18 protein-coding genes and 3 pseudogenes are annotated in these 12,269 nt (G+C 35.4%); 6 read left to right on the forward strand and 15 right to left on the reverse strand.

Annotated elements, in window-relative coordinates; genetic code table 11:
- Positions 1–94 precede the first annotated feature (94 nt).
- From JEU79_RS10800 to JEU79_RS10825, 6 genes and pseudogenes are all read left to right on the forward strand, one after another.
- A pseudogene (locus tag JEU79_RS10800) lies at positions 95–1,254 on the forward strand (IS3 family transposase).
- A gap of 236 nt (positions 1,255–1,490) precedes the next feature.
- On the forward strand, positions 1,491–1,799 hold the full coding sequence (locus tag JEU79_RS10805; protein WP_198264129.1) for a hypothetical protein: 309 nt from the start codon (positions 1,491–1,493) through the stop codon (positions 1,797–1,799).
- Positions 1,792–1,956: a hypothetical protein gene (locus JEU79_RS10810; RefSeq protein ID WP_198264130.1), complete on the forward strand. Its 165-nt coding sequence runs from the start codon at positions 1,792–1,794 to the stop codon at positions 1,954–1,956. The genes JEU79_RS10805 and JEU79_RS10810 overlap by 8 nt, the downstream gene beginning before the upstream one ends.
- Positions 1,946–2,182, forward strand: coding sequence for a hypothetical protein (locus JEU79_RS10815; protein ID WP_198264131.1), 237 nt, complete (start codon positions 1,946–1,948; stop codon positions 2,180–2,182). The genes JEU79_RS10810 and JEU79_RS10815 overlap by 11 nt, the downstream gene beginning before the upstream one ends.
- Before the next feature lie 171 nt (positions 2,183–2,353).
- Positions 2,354–3,046: a glycosyltransferase family protein gene (locus JEU79_RS10820; protein ID WP_198264132.1), complete on the forward strand. Its 693-nt coding sequence runs from the start codon at positions 2,354–2,356 to the stop codon at positions 3,044–3,046.
- Between the two features lie 44 nt (positions 3,047–3,090).
- The gene (locus JEU79_RS10825) at positions 3,091–3,750 is read left to right on the forward strand and encodes a glycosyltransferase family 2 protein (RefSeq protein ID WP_246540164.1); all 660 of its coding nucleotides are present in this window, start codon (positions 3,091–3,093) and stop codon (positions 3,748–3,750) included.
- A gap of 422 nt (positions 3,751–4,172) precedes the next feature.
- Here the strand turns inward: JEU79_RS10825 and JEU79_RS10830 are convergent.
- From JEU79_RS10830 to JEU79_RS10880, 15 genes and pseudogenes are all read right to left on the reverse strand, one after another.
- Positions 4,173–4,460: pseudogene (locus JEU79_RS10830) on the reverse strand (glycosyltransferase); the annotation flags it as partial.
- A 324-nt stretch (positions 4,461–4,784) separates the two neighbouring features.
- Complete coding sequence (locus tag JEU79_RS10835; RefSeq protein WP_198264133.1) at positions 4,785–5,252, reverse strand: glycosyltransferase; 468 nt, start codon at positions 5,250–5,252, stop codon at positions 4,785–4,787.
- A gap of 125 nt (positions 5,253–5,377) precedes the next feature.
- A complete protein-coding gene (locus JEU79_RS10840; protein ID WP_198264134.1) occupies positions 5,378–5,665 on the reverse strand; it encodes a hypothetical protein in 288 nt (95 codons plus the stop codon).
- A gap of 17 nt (positions 5,666–5,682) precedes the next feature.
- Positions 5,683–6,015, reverse strand: a complete 333-nt coding sequence (locus JEU79_RS10845; RefSeq protein ID WP_198264135.1) for a hypothetical protein — start codon at positions 6,013–6,015, stop codon at positions 5,683–5,685.
- Between the two features lie 1,270 nt (positions 6,016–7,285).
- Positions 7,286–7,438 (reverse strand): hypothetical protein, encoded by a 153-nt coding sequence (locus JEU79_RS28530; RefSeq protein WP_198264136.1) that lies wholly within the window; start codon positions 7,436–7,438, stop codon positions 7,286–7,288.
- 61 nt (positions 7,439–7,499) lie between these two features.
- Positions 7,500–7,748 (reverse strand): pilin, encoded by a 249-nt coding sequence (locus JEU79_RS27430; protein ID WP_198264137.1) that lies wholly within the window; start codon positions 7,746–7,748, stop codon positions 7,500–7,502.
- Positions 7,749–8,695: 947 nt separating this feature from the next.
- Complete coding sequence (locus JEU79_RS28535; protein ID WP_425511145.1) at positions 8,696–8,797, reverse strand: helix-turn-helix domain-containing protein; 102 nt, start codon at positions 8,795–8,797, stop codon at positions 8,696–8,698.
- A complete protein-coding gene (locus JEU79_RS29075) occupies positions 8,781–8,981 on the reverse strand; it encodes an AAA-type ATPase lid domain-containing protein (protein ID WP_484637088.1) in 201 nt (66 codons plus the stop codon). Before JEU79_RS29075 ends, JEU79_RS28535 begins: the two co-directional genes overlap by 17 nt.
- A gap of 58 nt (positions 8,982–9,039) precedes the next feature.
- The gene (locus tag JEU79_RS28540; protein WP_425511172.1) at positions 9,040–9,267 is read right to left on the reverse strand and encodes a sigma 54-interacting transcriptional regulator; all 228 of its coding nucleotides are present in this window, start codon (positions 9,265–9,267) and stop codon (positions 9,040–9,042) included.
- Positions 9,201–10,041: pseudogene (locus tag JEU79_RS28545) on the reverse strand (sigma-54-dependent transcriptional regulator). The gene JEU79_RS28540 and the pseudogene JEU79_RS28545 overlap by 67 nt, the downstream one beginning before the upstream one ends.
- Before the next feature lie 188 nt (positions 10,042–10,229).
- Positions 10,230–10,595, reverse strand: coding sequence for a sensor histidine kinase (locus tag JEU79_RS10865; RefSeq protein WP_198264138.1), 366 nt, complete (start codon positions 10,593–10,595; stop codon positions 10,230–10,232).
- On the reverse strand, positions 10,592–11,131 hold the full coding sequence (locus JEU79_RS10870) for a histidine kinase dimerization/phospho-acceptor domain-containing protein (protein WP_198264139.1): 540 nt from the start codon (positions 11,129–11,131) through the stop codon (positions 10,592–10,594). The genes JEU79_RS10865 and JEU79_RS10870 overlap by 4 nt, the downstream gene beginning before the upstream one ends.
- A gap of 182 nt (positions 11,132–11,313) precedes the next feature.
- Positions 11,314–11,457, reverse strand: coding sequence for a hypothetical protein (locus JEU79_RS29080; RefSeq protein WP_484637454.1), 144 nt, complete (start codon positions 11,455–11,457; stop codon positions 11,314–11,316).
- Complete coding sequence (locus tag JEU79_RS10875; protein ID WP_198264140.1) at positions 11,399–11,767, reverse strand: hypothetical protein; 369 nt, start codon at positions 11,765–11,767, stop codon at positions 11,399–11,401. The genes JEU79_RS29080 and JEU79_RS10875 overlap by 59 nt, the downstream gene beginning before the upstream one ends.
- 93 nt (positions 11,768–11,860) lie before the next feature.
- Positions 11,861–12,043, reverse strand: a complete 183-nt coding sequence (locus JEU79_RS10880) for a hypothetical protein (RefSeq protein ID WP_198264141.1) — start codon at positions 12,041–12,043, stop codon at positions 11,861–11,863.
- Positions 12,044–12,269 lie beyond the last annotated feature (226 nt).

Consider the following 12,269-nt stretch of genomic DNA (forward strand, 5'->3'; position numbering starts at 1 on the left):
GCTTTACTATGAGAGATTATGGAACTAATGTGGCTATACTTAACCGGACACACAACTTAAAACTAAAAAAGATAAAAAGTGTGACCTAAAATGAATGATCAAACAAAAAAAAACGAATAAAAGCTATACATCAGAATTTAAAGAATCAGCTGTCAAATTAGCTAATGAGACGGATCAACCTGTTTCTCAGACTGCCAGGGAGCTAGGTGTTAATGTAAATACTCTACATACCTGGATCAGTAAATATTCCAAACCGGTGAAGACGGTAGCCAATAGAAGTGATGAACACATTTATGATGAAGTAAAACGTCTGAAAAAAGAATTGGCAAAAGTGATTCAGGAGCGTGATTTATTAAAAAGGCCACAGCGTACTTTGCAAGGGAAACTTTGTGAAGTACGCATGGATAACTGATCAGGCTAAAGATTACCCGGTAACGATTCTGTGCCGTTTTATGGATGTTTCCCGTAGTTGCTATTATGATTGGGTTAGCTCTCCTAAAACGGATAGAGAGAAAGAAAATGAAGCGCTTACTGAGCAGCTAAAAAAACTGTTTGAAGACAGTCGCAAGACTTATGGAACCCGTCGTCTTAAAAAGAAAACTGGCTGAAAAAGGCGTTCATATAAGCCGCCGGAGAATTGGTCGATTAATGAAAAAAGCCGGTTTGTTTTGTAAAACGAAGAGACGCTTTAAAGCGACGACTAATTCCAAGCATAATAAGCGTATATCTCCAAATTTACTGGAAAGAGAGTTTACTGTCTCTCAACCTGATCGCTACTATGTGGGTGATATTACCTATATTGCCACCAAGGAAGGCTGGTTATATTTAGCGGTTGTCATTGACTTATTCTCTAGGCAAATTGTTGGCTGGTCGATGGATGAGCGAATGAAAGCCAAGCTAGTCAATGATGCTTTACTGATGGCCATATGGAAGCGTAAACCAATGGATGGATTGCTTTGGCATACTGACCGAGGTAGCCAATATGCCTCTGATAGTCATAGAAAAATATTGTCGGATCATAACATAATTCAGTCTATGAGCCGCAAAGGAAATTGCTGGGACAATGCTGTATCAGAGAGCTTCTTTCATAGTTTGAAAACTGAATTGACGCACCATTGTCGATTCAAAACCAGAGTAGAAGCAAAGCAGGCAATATTTGAATATATTGAGGTATTTTATAATCGGGAGCGACTTCATTCGGCTAATGATTATTTGTCACCAGTCGATTATGAAATACAGCAGGAAATAGCTTAAATCGATTGATTGAAGAGGGGTAAAGGCGACATAAATGCCGCCCATTACCGTTGACGGCCATCGGCTCCTCAGCCTGTGCCGTGAAGATATTGTAACAGGATCATTACCGTTGTGAAAATACCTTTGGGTGAATGGAACGGCTCTATCGTTCCAGAGGGCAAAGCCCTTTCTCTTCATCTGTTTAAAGTTAACATGAGAAACTAAAATGATAGGAAATACAAAATGACAAAAATCACTTGAAACAGCCAAAAAAAATATTTAGAAAACTGTCCGGAAAAGTGTTGACACATCAGAACATGTGCAGCATACAAGGTAAAAAACCTGAGCATTGGGCTTTTAATAATATTCATTTTCATCCAGATTATCCATATTTTGGAGAACAGTCATTGTTACAAAATACTCCGAAGAAGGGCTGGAGTTATGATCCAGGAAGACTTGGCTTGGCGAATGGATTGTATGGTGCAGGCGCTTCTGGGTGGGAAACAGATAAATTATCGCGTTCGGCTCCAAAAAGACTGTTATATTATTGCGAGTGGTATGAATAAAGGTGGTGGTGCAGATATGGTTGTTCGTGAGCCAAGTGGCTCACGGGGTGGAATGTTTTCTGCTTCTTCAATTAGTTTTCCTGCTGCATTATTAATTGACTATAGAGCGTCTCAATTGGTGAAAAACATACTGACAAGAGCATTAGATGACAAATAAAAAGGATAAAATTATTTTTGTTTATCCCTATGAACAGCAAGAAGGAGCAATTAATAACGCGAGCAAAATACGTCCTTATATGATGGAATTGGCTTTTAAAGAAGCGTTTGGTAAAAATTTATTGATCAGAAATGGGAAACAGAGATTTAAAAATATCCCTCAAAATGGGGTTAAAGGATTGTATCTTGAATCTATTAATAGACCTTTTTTATTCAGCGGATTATAGAAAAAGATTGGCGAATTTTTTCAGACTATTGAATCTGTGGCGATTAAAAAAAAGAGGCATTAAACTATCTGTTTTTTATCGTGATGCTTTTTGGGCAGGAGATTTTTATTTGAAAACTACTTCTTTCTGGTTGCACTACTCTTAAAGGGCTGTTTCAAATTAGAATGGATTTTGTTTAATAAGATATTTGATATAATTTATCTTCCATCACTTGAATTAGCTGATTTTATGGGGGAAAAAGAGCGGAGCAAGTATGAAGTCCTTTTACCCGGTTGTGATACGCCTAAAATAAATGAAATAAGCCCTTTGGCTCCTAAAAAAAATATACAATCAAAAATAACATTGTTATATTCTGGCGGCATATCGCCACCACTAAATGATATTAGCTTAATGCTCGACTTAATCGGTGGCCGAGACAATATTCATTTGATTATAATTATTCGCAAGAATGAGTGGGATAAATATGGTAGCTATTACCAATGGAACTTTCTGAATGTAGATGTTATCGTGGGTAAAGATAAAAATCAATTACATGAATATTATGCTATTTCTGATGCTTGTTTAATGCTTTATCCTTCTCATTCGTATCGTTATTTGGCTATGCCTTATAAAGCTTTTGAGGCAGTGGGATTTGGAGTGCCACTGCTTAGCTTTTCGGATTGTGTGATGGGTGATTTTATAAAAAAAAACAAACTTGGTTTGTCAATGAATTATGAAGAATTTTTACAAAGCTTTTCCCATACATCAGAATTATTAAATAAGTTACAGAAATGTAGTAATAATGTACTGTGTTATGCAAATGATAATACCTGGGAACATCGAGTGAGGCAGATTGTTAAAGATTTTGACAAAAAACTCAAGTAAAATAAGTTATTTCAAAAATATTATTTATAAAAAGAGAAACTAGTTTGTATAAGCATAATAAAATATCTATTGTCATTCCATGTTATAAAGAAGAAAAGCTTTTGGGGCAAGTGATAGAGGGCTTGCCTGACTTTGTGGATACTATTATCGTTGTTGATGATAATAGTCCTGACAATACTTATGAAGTTGCACAAAATTATGCTTTAAAAGACAGTCGTATATTGGTTATTCAACATAAAAAAAATGAAGGCGTAGGTGGTGCTATCAGCACGGGTTATAAAAAATCTTTACAACTTGATGCTCATATTGCTGTCGTGATGGCCGGTGATGCTCAAATGGATCCAGAAGAATTACCATTGTTACTCGATCCTATAATAGAGGAAAGTTATGATTATGCTAAAGGTGATAGATTAAGTAGTGGGCAAGCATGGGAAATGATTCCTAAGATTCGTTATTTGGGCAACTCAGCTTTGAGTTTGCTGACCAAAATTGCATCAGGTTATTGGCATGTAAAAGATTCACAATCAGGCTACACAGCTATTTCAAAAAATGCTTTACAAGCAATTGATTGGGATAAAACTTATAAGCGTTATGGTCAACCTAATGATTTATTAGTGAGATTAAATATTCATAACTTCAGAGTTAAAGATGTTCCCATTCGACCTATATATAATATTGAGAGCATTCTGGTATTAAGCCGATGAGAATGATTCCAAAACTTTCCTGGTTGTTGTTCCGCTTGTTTTGGTATCGAATGCTGCATAAATATATTATCCGAGATTTTCACCCCTTAGTCTTTTTTTTTTTATGGCTTCTTTATTGATTCCTTGTGGAGGGGGCTTAGGTTTATATCTCGTAATATTTAGAATATTTACAGATAATATCGCAGGTACAAGTGCTCTTTTTTTCTGCTTTTTTACTTATTATGGGGTTTCAATTTCTATTCTTTGCTATGTGGTTTGATATGGAAGCCAATAAGGAATTAAAATGATGCTCATAATAAATTCTTAATTATGTCAGCATATTTATTGCTGATTCTATCCCAGTCATATTTCTCTACAACGTTTTTATATGCATTTAATGATAATTCTTTTGAAGTTTTTTATCTTTGAGTAAATGATAGATTTTATCTGCTAATGCTTGTGTGTTTTTTCGGTTCGACAAGCAAACCTGTTTGCTTGTCGATAACTGAGTCGTGTACTGCAGGAACATTGCCTGCAATGACGGGACAAGCACATCCCATTGCTTCAATAACTACAAGTCCAAAACCTTCCTGGTCACCATTTTCGGCAACTTTAAAAGGAAAAACAGCTATGGATGCTTTTTGATAATAATCAACAATTTTATCGGGGGGAAGGTGACCCACAAAAGAGATATGAGAACTAATATTTAGTTGGTTTACTTGCTTTATTAGGTGTTTTTTTTTCTGGACCTGAACCTATGATTATGAGTTTGATTTTTGATGATTTTTCAATCAAAAGTTTCATTGTATTTAATAATTCTGTGAGACCTTTTTTTCTACTAATCTTCCAACAAAAACAATTTGGTCTTCATTTCGTTGTATTTTTTTATTCGGTATAAATGTTTTTTTCAAATCCGTACCCATTGGAATGACTGAAGTATGGCTATGGATATTGGTGTAATTTAAGATAATATGTCGTTTCATTGCATTGCTAACAACAGTGATATAATCGGCTTGCTGAAAAATTTTTGTTTAAGAAAATGAAATACTTTATAATTAAGTGAAAATAGATCGCCACCATGAGTGGTTATTAATAGACGATATTTTTTGTGAAAAGTATGAAGCAATCATTGCAGTCATACCTTGTGGAATGACCCAGTGAGCATGAATAAGATCAATATTATATTCTTTTAATATTTTTTTTAATTGAAATGTACTGTGCAACAAAAAAAATGGAATAAGCAAGTAAGCTAAACGATTGTGTTTTAAATTGGATAATATTCCAGCATTATAAGCCAAAACTTCAAATTTTTCAGGTGCATATTTAAAACGGTATATTTTACAACCACCGAAAGTTTCATTAGTCTTGCAATTTTTATCATGTGGAGCAAGAATAATAACGTTGAATTCTTTTGATAATCTTTTGCTAAGTTCATAGACAAAACAAGATTTAGTATCACCTTCCCATCTTGGAAAACTTGAAGTTAATACTAGGATAGTTTTTTTTTCATTATTATTTAACACAATTTGAAAAGTAATTATTTGTAAAAGAGAATTTATTCAGTTTTTTGTTCAAATAATTACATATATTAGATGTAATTATTTTCTCTGATGTTGTTGAATAGGTGTTCTTGCTTTATTGTGAAGGATCATTTTTTCCAATAAATTAATATTCTTTTTGAATAAGCACATTTAATCGGATTTTCTGAGCAAAAAGATTTTAATACTATTATCATCTTCTGGGCATCATCTATCTGATTTAACAAAATGTATTTTTCAGTTAGGGCTGATAATATATCGGCTCTCTTTTTTGTCAAAAGTACTTTTTCTAGTGCCTTGGATGCTTGTCTATAGTTAGATAATAGTTGGTAGGCTCTGTATTCAATAATAAGTAGATTAATTGATTCAGCTTTGCCTTTGTATTTTGAGTTATTCATAACTGACTTAACTATTTTTAAAAAATATTCAATGCTAACACCAGGACATTTATCTGCTTCAAAAGTTGTATGAAATCAAGTAGGATAGCAATGGTTTCTTTATAATGCGCACCATGCTGTACAATGTGTAGCAATTTCCGTTTGTCGGGGGCAGGTTTTGCTTTTGGGTTGCAGCTTATTTCAAGCCATAGTAATGATTTTGTCGGATCGTTTGGAAAGAGGTCAGAGGTTGACTCGTAGAATTTTATGGCATCATTATACATACCACTTTTATTTAATTGCATGCCATAATGACCATGAGCTCGATGTGACAATGGATGCTTTTGATACCATTGTTGTGCTTGATACAATGGATTTTTCCAAATTATATTTTGTTGTATATTGACTAATATAGATGTAACAACAAGCACTAAAGGGACTGCATATATTAAAATGGCAATGGATTTTTGTGGATGAATTGTTGAAGATAATAAACACTGGAAAAAATGCTAATTGAAATTCCTAGTATGGCAAGATAGTTTCGATGTTCAAAATACAGTTCTAGAGGTAGAAAGGTGGATTCCATTAAATGATTGATGTAAAAGAATAAAATTCCAATGAATAAAGGCCATTTTCTCAGTGACTTTATTCCAATGACAATCAATCCTAAATTAATTAACAAATAGAAAAAGGTGATAGGAGGAGAAAATAAGGCACTGGAAATTGGATAGTCATCATAGAAGAGAGTTAACTTACTGGTTGTCGGTGCTATTACAGATGAAATGTAGTGTAAGATTATCCCCTGTTGAGTGAGAAGACGTTCAATAGCATTAAAACCACGATAGGTGTAAAAAATAGTATTCTCACTACGATAGATTAATAAAGCAATAAATAAAAAATTGGCAGTATAATCGCAATTGAAAACCATACTTTATAGAATCGAGGGCGAGTCATTTTTTTAAAGAGGCTATATTCCAGTAAAACGATCAGTGTGGTTAGCAGTAGTCCATTTTCTTTACTAAAAACGGCTAATACCAAGCATGAGCCAAATACAATATAGAGAAGAAGTATAGCTTTTGAAATTTCTGATAATCGTGTGCGTGCGTACATATAAGCGATTAAACCGAGCAGCATAAACGTGCTGGCGAGCATCGTCATTCGTTGTACAACATATTGGACTGTATCAACTTGGATTGGTGAGATTAACCAGAGAGCCGTGATTCCTATTGATAAAAGAGGTATTGATTTTTTTAGTGAATGGCTTATTAATAATTGAATGAACCAGTAAACTAATATCCCATTGAATAAATGTAGATAAATATTAATTTGTTTGAAAGGTGCAGGATTAGGCCAGTCAGATACTTGGAAAAAAAAAAGAAAGAAATGAAACAGGGCGTCCGCTATTAACATGTGTATTGTGAAAAATAAATGCTAATATTTGATCAAAAGAGGGAAAGTCTTGTAAATTAGATAAGCCCCTTAAATTAGGCACATCATCTAGAATAAAACTATTGGATATCCCTGTTGAAACAATAGCCATGTTAAAGCTAATAAAAAATAAAAGGAATATGTATATAATATTTTTTGAAATCATAAATAGAAATGCCTCCGTAAAGGAGGCATTCCAATATTGAGATAACTTTACTTACAAGCGGATGGTAAATATTGGTTACCGATATTTGTGCCAGCTGCTGCGTTGCCTATGCTACCACAATCCCATGTTTGACCAGTATCTACTGTAGTCATAGCGAACGTTCCACTGGATATGTTGGTGTTAACTCCTGTTGCTCTCATGGTGGCTTGAATTGTTAAGCTACTTGTGGTTCCTGTAATAGTTAAAAGTCAACATATTTTGCTACACAGAACCTGTTGCACCGGCTAAATTAGTTGCACCTACATCGGACAATACAGGCATTGAGTTTGTGCTCTGAATGAATTCAGCAACCGGAGCTTTTAGGCCACCAGTCAGATTGACAGCTTCCGTAACTTGGGCGCGGGCAATGTAGTCTTGATATGCGGGAATGGCTACTGCAGCCAAAATACCGATAATTGCTACAACAATCATTAATTCGATAAGTGTAAAACCTTGGGATAACTTTTTCATGTAATGCTCCTAAAAATAAAATTGGTTTGTTTGTAGGGGGAACTGTTTGATTATAATAAAGCACTAACCATGCCAAATTTCTGTGTGTGATTGTTTATGTCGAATAACGGGGAAGTGATCATTTTTCTTTGTCAATAAGTGACAAAAATAACACAATAAATGTTTTATAGTGACAATTGGCTTACAAAACGGCTGGATTGATAAAATCAATAATATGGCCTGTTGCTAAATCGATGATGACAAAGGTTTCTTTTTCTTCCTAATAAAAGGAATAATGCAGAGTTTGCTTGAGTTAGTTTATATTTGTGTAATGTTGAGATGAGAATGTTTTGCAGGTCAGGGTGTTTTTTTAAAAAATTATTATACCTAAATTGCTTGCTCATAACTTTATCAATATTTTTATTATATGATTGATAATATTCCGGTAGTTGTTCTATATCTTTGCCCCAGATAGGGTACTCCACATCAATCGGGTGCGTTTTTGGGATCTTTAGGTGCTGTGGCATAAATATAAATTGGCTTACTGAATAAAGAATATCTAAGAGTGCTATCCTTTAATGTGTTGATATCAATCATGTTAGGCGATACGGTTTTAAAAACATCGGTGGCAAAAACTAAATAAACGGGACGGCCCTCGGCAATGCTATTGACCCCGTATACAAAGGCGCTGAACTGAATGATAATTATAATGGATAGATCTAAAAGCAAATATTTTTGTCTTTTCTATAGAGAATGAGCGTCATAATAGGGCCTAACACTAAATCAACACCCAATAGAATAATGGTGATTTCTGATAGACCTTCGGTAACGTACAAAGGGTAGGGATACCAAATAGAATAAACCAGGAAAAGAAAAACGCCAATAATAATGGCACTTATTGTGAGATGTATTGCAGATGCTTTAAATTTATCGAGTATCATGCTTCTCATTGGTCCAAGCTCATTTTTTCAACTTATAGAGAAATTGTCTGTAAGTAACCCTAGTAATTCTGCTGCCGCCTTTCTATTCCATCGAGTTTTTTCTAGGGCATTTTTATTTTTCTTCGTCACTTAAGGGTGAGACTAAGTTTTCAGTTGTTTTTTCGGTTTGAGTTGATTGATTGGTTGGAACGGATAGAGGTTCTGAACGCAATGATAAGTCAGTATTCTGAATAATGAGTCCATCGCACAACGTTGTAGCTCGTTCTAAGATGTTTTCTAATTCCCGCACATTACCTGGAAATGAATAAGACATCAGGGTCTCAGCCGCTTCGGGGAAATAGTATATTGATTGCCATTATAGGTTTGCTGCTTCAAAAAAACTCAGCCAAAAGTAAAATATCGTTTACACGAGCTCTTAATGGTGGCATGGGTAACTCAATGACGTTAATCCGATAGTAAAGATCTTGACGAAAATTGCCGTCAGCAACAAGGTTCTTGAGGTCTTTGTGAGTGGCACTGATAATTCGTACGTCTATTTTTTCTTCTTTTTTTGTGCGCCTATAGGGCGGATTGCTTTTTCTTGTATAGCTCTGAGTAATTTAACCTGCATTGATAATGGTAAGTCAGCAACCTCATCTAAAAATAGAGTGCCTCCATTGGCAGCTTGAAATAGGCCTTGTTTATCTTTATTGGCACCAGTAAAACTACCCTTAGTATGGCCAAAAATTCACTTTCCATTAATTCTGAGGGGATGGCACCGCAGTTGACAGGGACAAAAGGCATATCAGAGCGGGAGCTCATTTTATGTATTTGATTGGCGGCTAATTCTTTACCCGTCCCAGATTCTCCACTGATATAAACTGGGGCTTGGCTTTTTGCCAATTTGTTGATTAATTTTGTAGTTTGTTGCATTTGTAACGAATCACCCAATAGTAGCGGTTGTTCTTCTTCACTATTCTCTCGGCTTGTTCGTTTGCTTTGGAAACTTTTCTTTGAGTGGTTTTTATCAGCTAGCTTAATTGCTGAATTCACTAAATTTCTGAGTTCAGCTAATTCCAATGGCTTGGATACAAAATCAAATGCCCCGGCTTTGAGTGCTTCTATTGCCGTATCCATATTACCATGAGCGCTAATCATCGCGACCGGGATGTCGTATGATTGCTCCTGTATCTTTTTACCAATTCAATGCCATTGCCATCAGGCAGGCGCATATCAGTGAGACAAATAGAAATATTATGTTCATTTAGAATTTTGTAAGCGGACTTTAAGTCACCTGCTGAAAGAGTATTGATATCCATGCGATTTAAAGTGAGTTCTAGCAGTTCACAAATATCGGGCTCATCATCAACAATAAGGGCAAGGTGTTTGTTCATTTATGTAATGTTTTTTGAATTTTTTTGAAGTGTGTAAAAATAATAGCACTATTTAATGAAAAAATCTCATTATTGCTTTTGGCGTCTGGAATCGGCAAAACGTAGTTGGAAGCAGGCACCTTCCTTGATACCAATATATTCCAGTTTTGCAGAATTACATACGGCCATTTCCTGGGAGATGTATAAGCCTAAACCAGTGCCTGAGGCTTCAGTCGTAAAAAAGGTTCAAACAATTGAGTGATATCATCTTCGGGGATTGAAATGCCATAATTCATGACTTGCAGATAAATATTTTTGCTCAGGGCATCCACGCCAACAGTGACGACGATAGGACGAAAGTGGTGATTGTGCTCAATCGTATGTCTTAGGGCATTTTGAATGAGATTGTTAAATATTTGATGTAGATGTTGGCGATCAAATTGGACTTCGAGGTCTTCACTTTCAAATTTCAGATAAAATCGTTCCTGAGGTAATTGTATGTATTCACTCAAAAATTCCTGAATCCATTGAAATAGGTTGATTGTTTCCTGTTCAGCTTGTTGACGGCGACTCAAATCAATACCGTGCCGATAATGTCATTGACGCGAATAGATTGTTTATCAATGATTTCTGTTAGACGTTTATCGGTTTCTTCTAATGTGGGCGATTCGCCTAATAGCTCGCCTGCATGGCGAATGGCGGCGAGAGGATTGCGTAATTCATGTGCAATACTGGCAGTTAAGCGCCCAAGTGAAGCCAATTTTAATTGCTGGGCTTGTTGGGTGAGTTCGGCATTGTCTTCAATAAAAATAACGGTGCCGCTTTCACTTTGAGCCCCTAAAGCCGCAAACTTAACATTTAAATCAGAAACCGAGTTTTCCTGTTTAATTTTATGAATTTGATAGTCCTGTGTCTCTTGCCACGATAGAAAGGTATCACCTAATTCGGGTGAATAGTCATATAAATGCTTAGGCTTATTAGCATCAGTCGTTTCTTTTATATTAAGTAAATTAATGGCTGTTTCATTAACAAGTTGTACCTTAGCTTGATAATCGACAACGATAATGGCGGTTTGCATTCGCTGCATAATGAATTGAGTGAGTTGTTCCATATTGGCCAGATCAACCTCTCTCTGGCTGGCTATTTCAACACTTTCTTCGGTTTTTTGACTAGATAATTAGTCAAAAAGCAATGAAAATAAAATACCCCCGAGCAGACCTGTTTGTGCATAAGTGGTTGTTATTTCTTGGGTTAACTGTAAATATACCTGATCAAGCAATAAGATTAAAGTCATTAGCGCGGCGTAAAAATGGAGGAGTGCCCCATCGATAATATACTGATAGCGGCAATGGGAATCAGTAAAAGTAATCCAACACCACTAGTGACACCGCCACTGGCATGCATAATCAGAATAATGGCGCCAAAATCCAGTAATATATGCGCATGAGTTTGAAACCATAATGCCGGCCAGCGCCAGCGAATAGTAAAAACCATTTAGAATACTGGCAATGAGGTAGCCAAAACTAACAATTTTGAAAAGTTCAGGATGAATGAGACCAAAGGGTCTTATTTCGGTATTGGAAAAAATAAGCGCAACAAAAATACCAGAAATAAGCAGGCGGTATAAGTTTAATAAATGTAAGGGCCGCCAAGCTTTTTGTTCTTGAGAAAGATTTGTTTGAAAATTGGTAGAAAAAAGAGATTCTTTAATATTTTGTTTGCTATCAGACATTTTTGAAGAGGACATAATATCAGCCGTTGCTATTTTTTATGGTCAAGATAGCTGTCTAAGTGCTGATAACTACAGAAAAATTGCTTATCTTTATAAATACCCTCTGCCTCAGGGATGTGAACCTTGCAATAGGCGCAAGATTTGACTTGTTGCACGGCTTTGGGCTGTTGCTGTGAATCCTGACGTGCTTTTTTCTACTTCTTTGACTCGAGTTGACCACGTTTTATTGAGAAAACGATAGCCCATCCAGGCAAGGAAAAGAATACCTAAAATCAATAAAATGCGACTCACAAGTGATCCCTGTAAAATTTAAAGAGTGATGATGTAGGCTAAATCATATCAGAAATGCCATTCTTTTTTATCTAAAATTGTAAAATAACATGAAAGCAAGTTCAAAATAGCTTATCAACAGCCTTGAGCTAAGTTAAAATGTCTTGAGCTAAGTTAAAATGCCTTGAGCCTAAGCTAAAATACTCTGAGCTAGGTTAAAATGAAACGCTAAATTAAGCAAACTGCT

Source organism: sulfur-oxidizing endosymbiont of Gigantopelta aegis (assembly GCF_016097415.1).
In the GTDB taxonomy this organism is placed as follows: Bacteria; Pseudomonadota; Gammaproteobacteria; order GRL18; family GRL18; genus GRL18.

Excerpts from the sequence above, each read along its gene's own strand:
- JEU79_RS10810 (WP_198264130.1), top strand. The coding sequence starts at position 1,792 with ATGAATAAAGGTGGTGGTGCAGATATGGTTGTTCGTGAGCCAAGTGGC.
- JEU79_RS10815 (WP_198264131.1), top strand. The coding sequence starts at position 1,946 with ATGACAAATAAAAAGGATAAAATTATTTTTGTTTATCCCTATGAACAG.
- JEU79_RS10840 (WP_198264134.1), bottom strand. The coding sequence starts at position 5,665 with ATGAATAACTCAAAATACAAAGGCAAAGCTGAATCAATTAATCTACTT.
- JEU79_RS28530 (WP_198264136.1), bottom strand. The coding sequence starts at position 7,438 with ATGAGAGCAACAGGAGTTAACACCAACATATCCAGTGGAACGTTCGCT.
- JEU79_RS27430 (WP_198264137.1), bottom strand. The coding sequence starts at position 7,748 with ATGAAAAAGTTATCCCAAGGTTTTACACTTATCGAATTAATGATTGTT.
- JEU79_RS29075 (WP_484637088.1), bottom strand. The coding sequence starts at position 8,981 with ATGTCTTATTCATTTCCAGGTAATGTGCGGGAATTAGAAAACATCTTA.
- JEU79_RS10870 (WP_198264139.1), bottom strand. The coding sequence starts at position 11,131 with ATGGAACAACTCACTCAATTCATTATGCAGCGAATGCAAACCGCCATT.
- JEU79_RS10875 (WP_198264140.1), bottom strand. The coding sequence starts at position 11,767 with ATGTCCTCTTCAAAAATGTCTGATAGCAAACAAAATATTAAAGAATCT.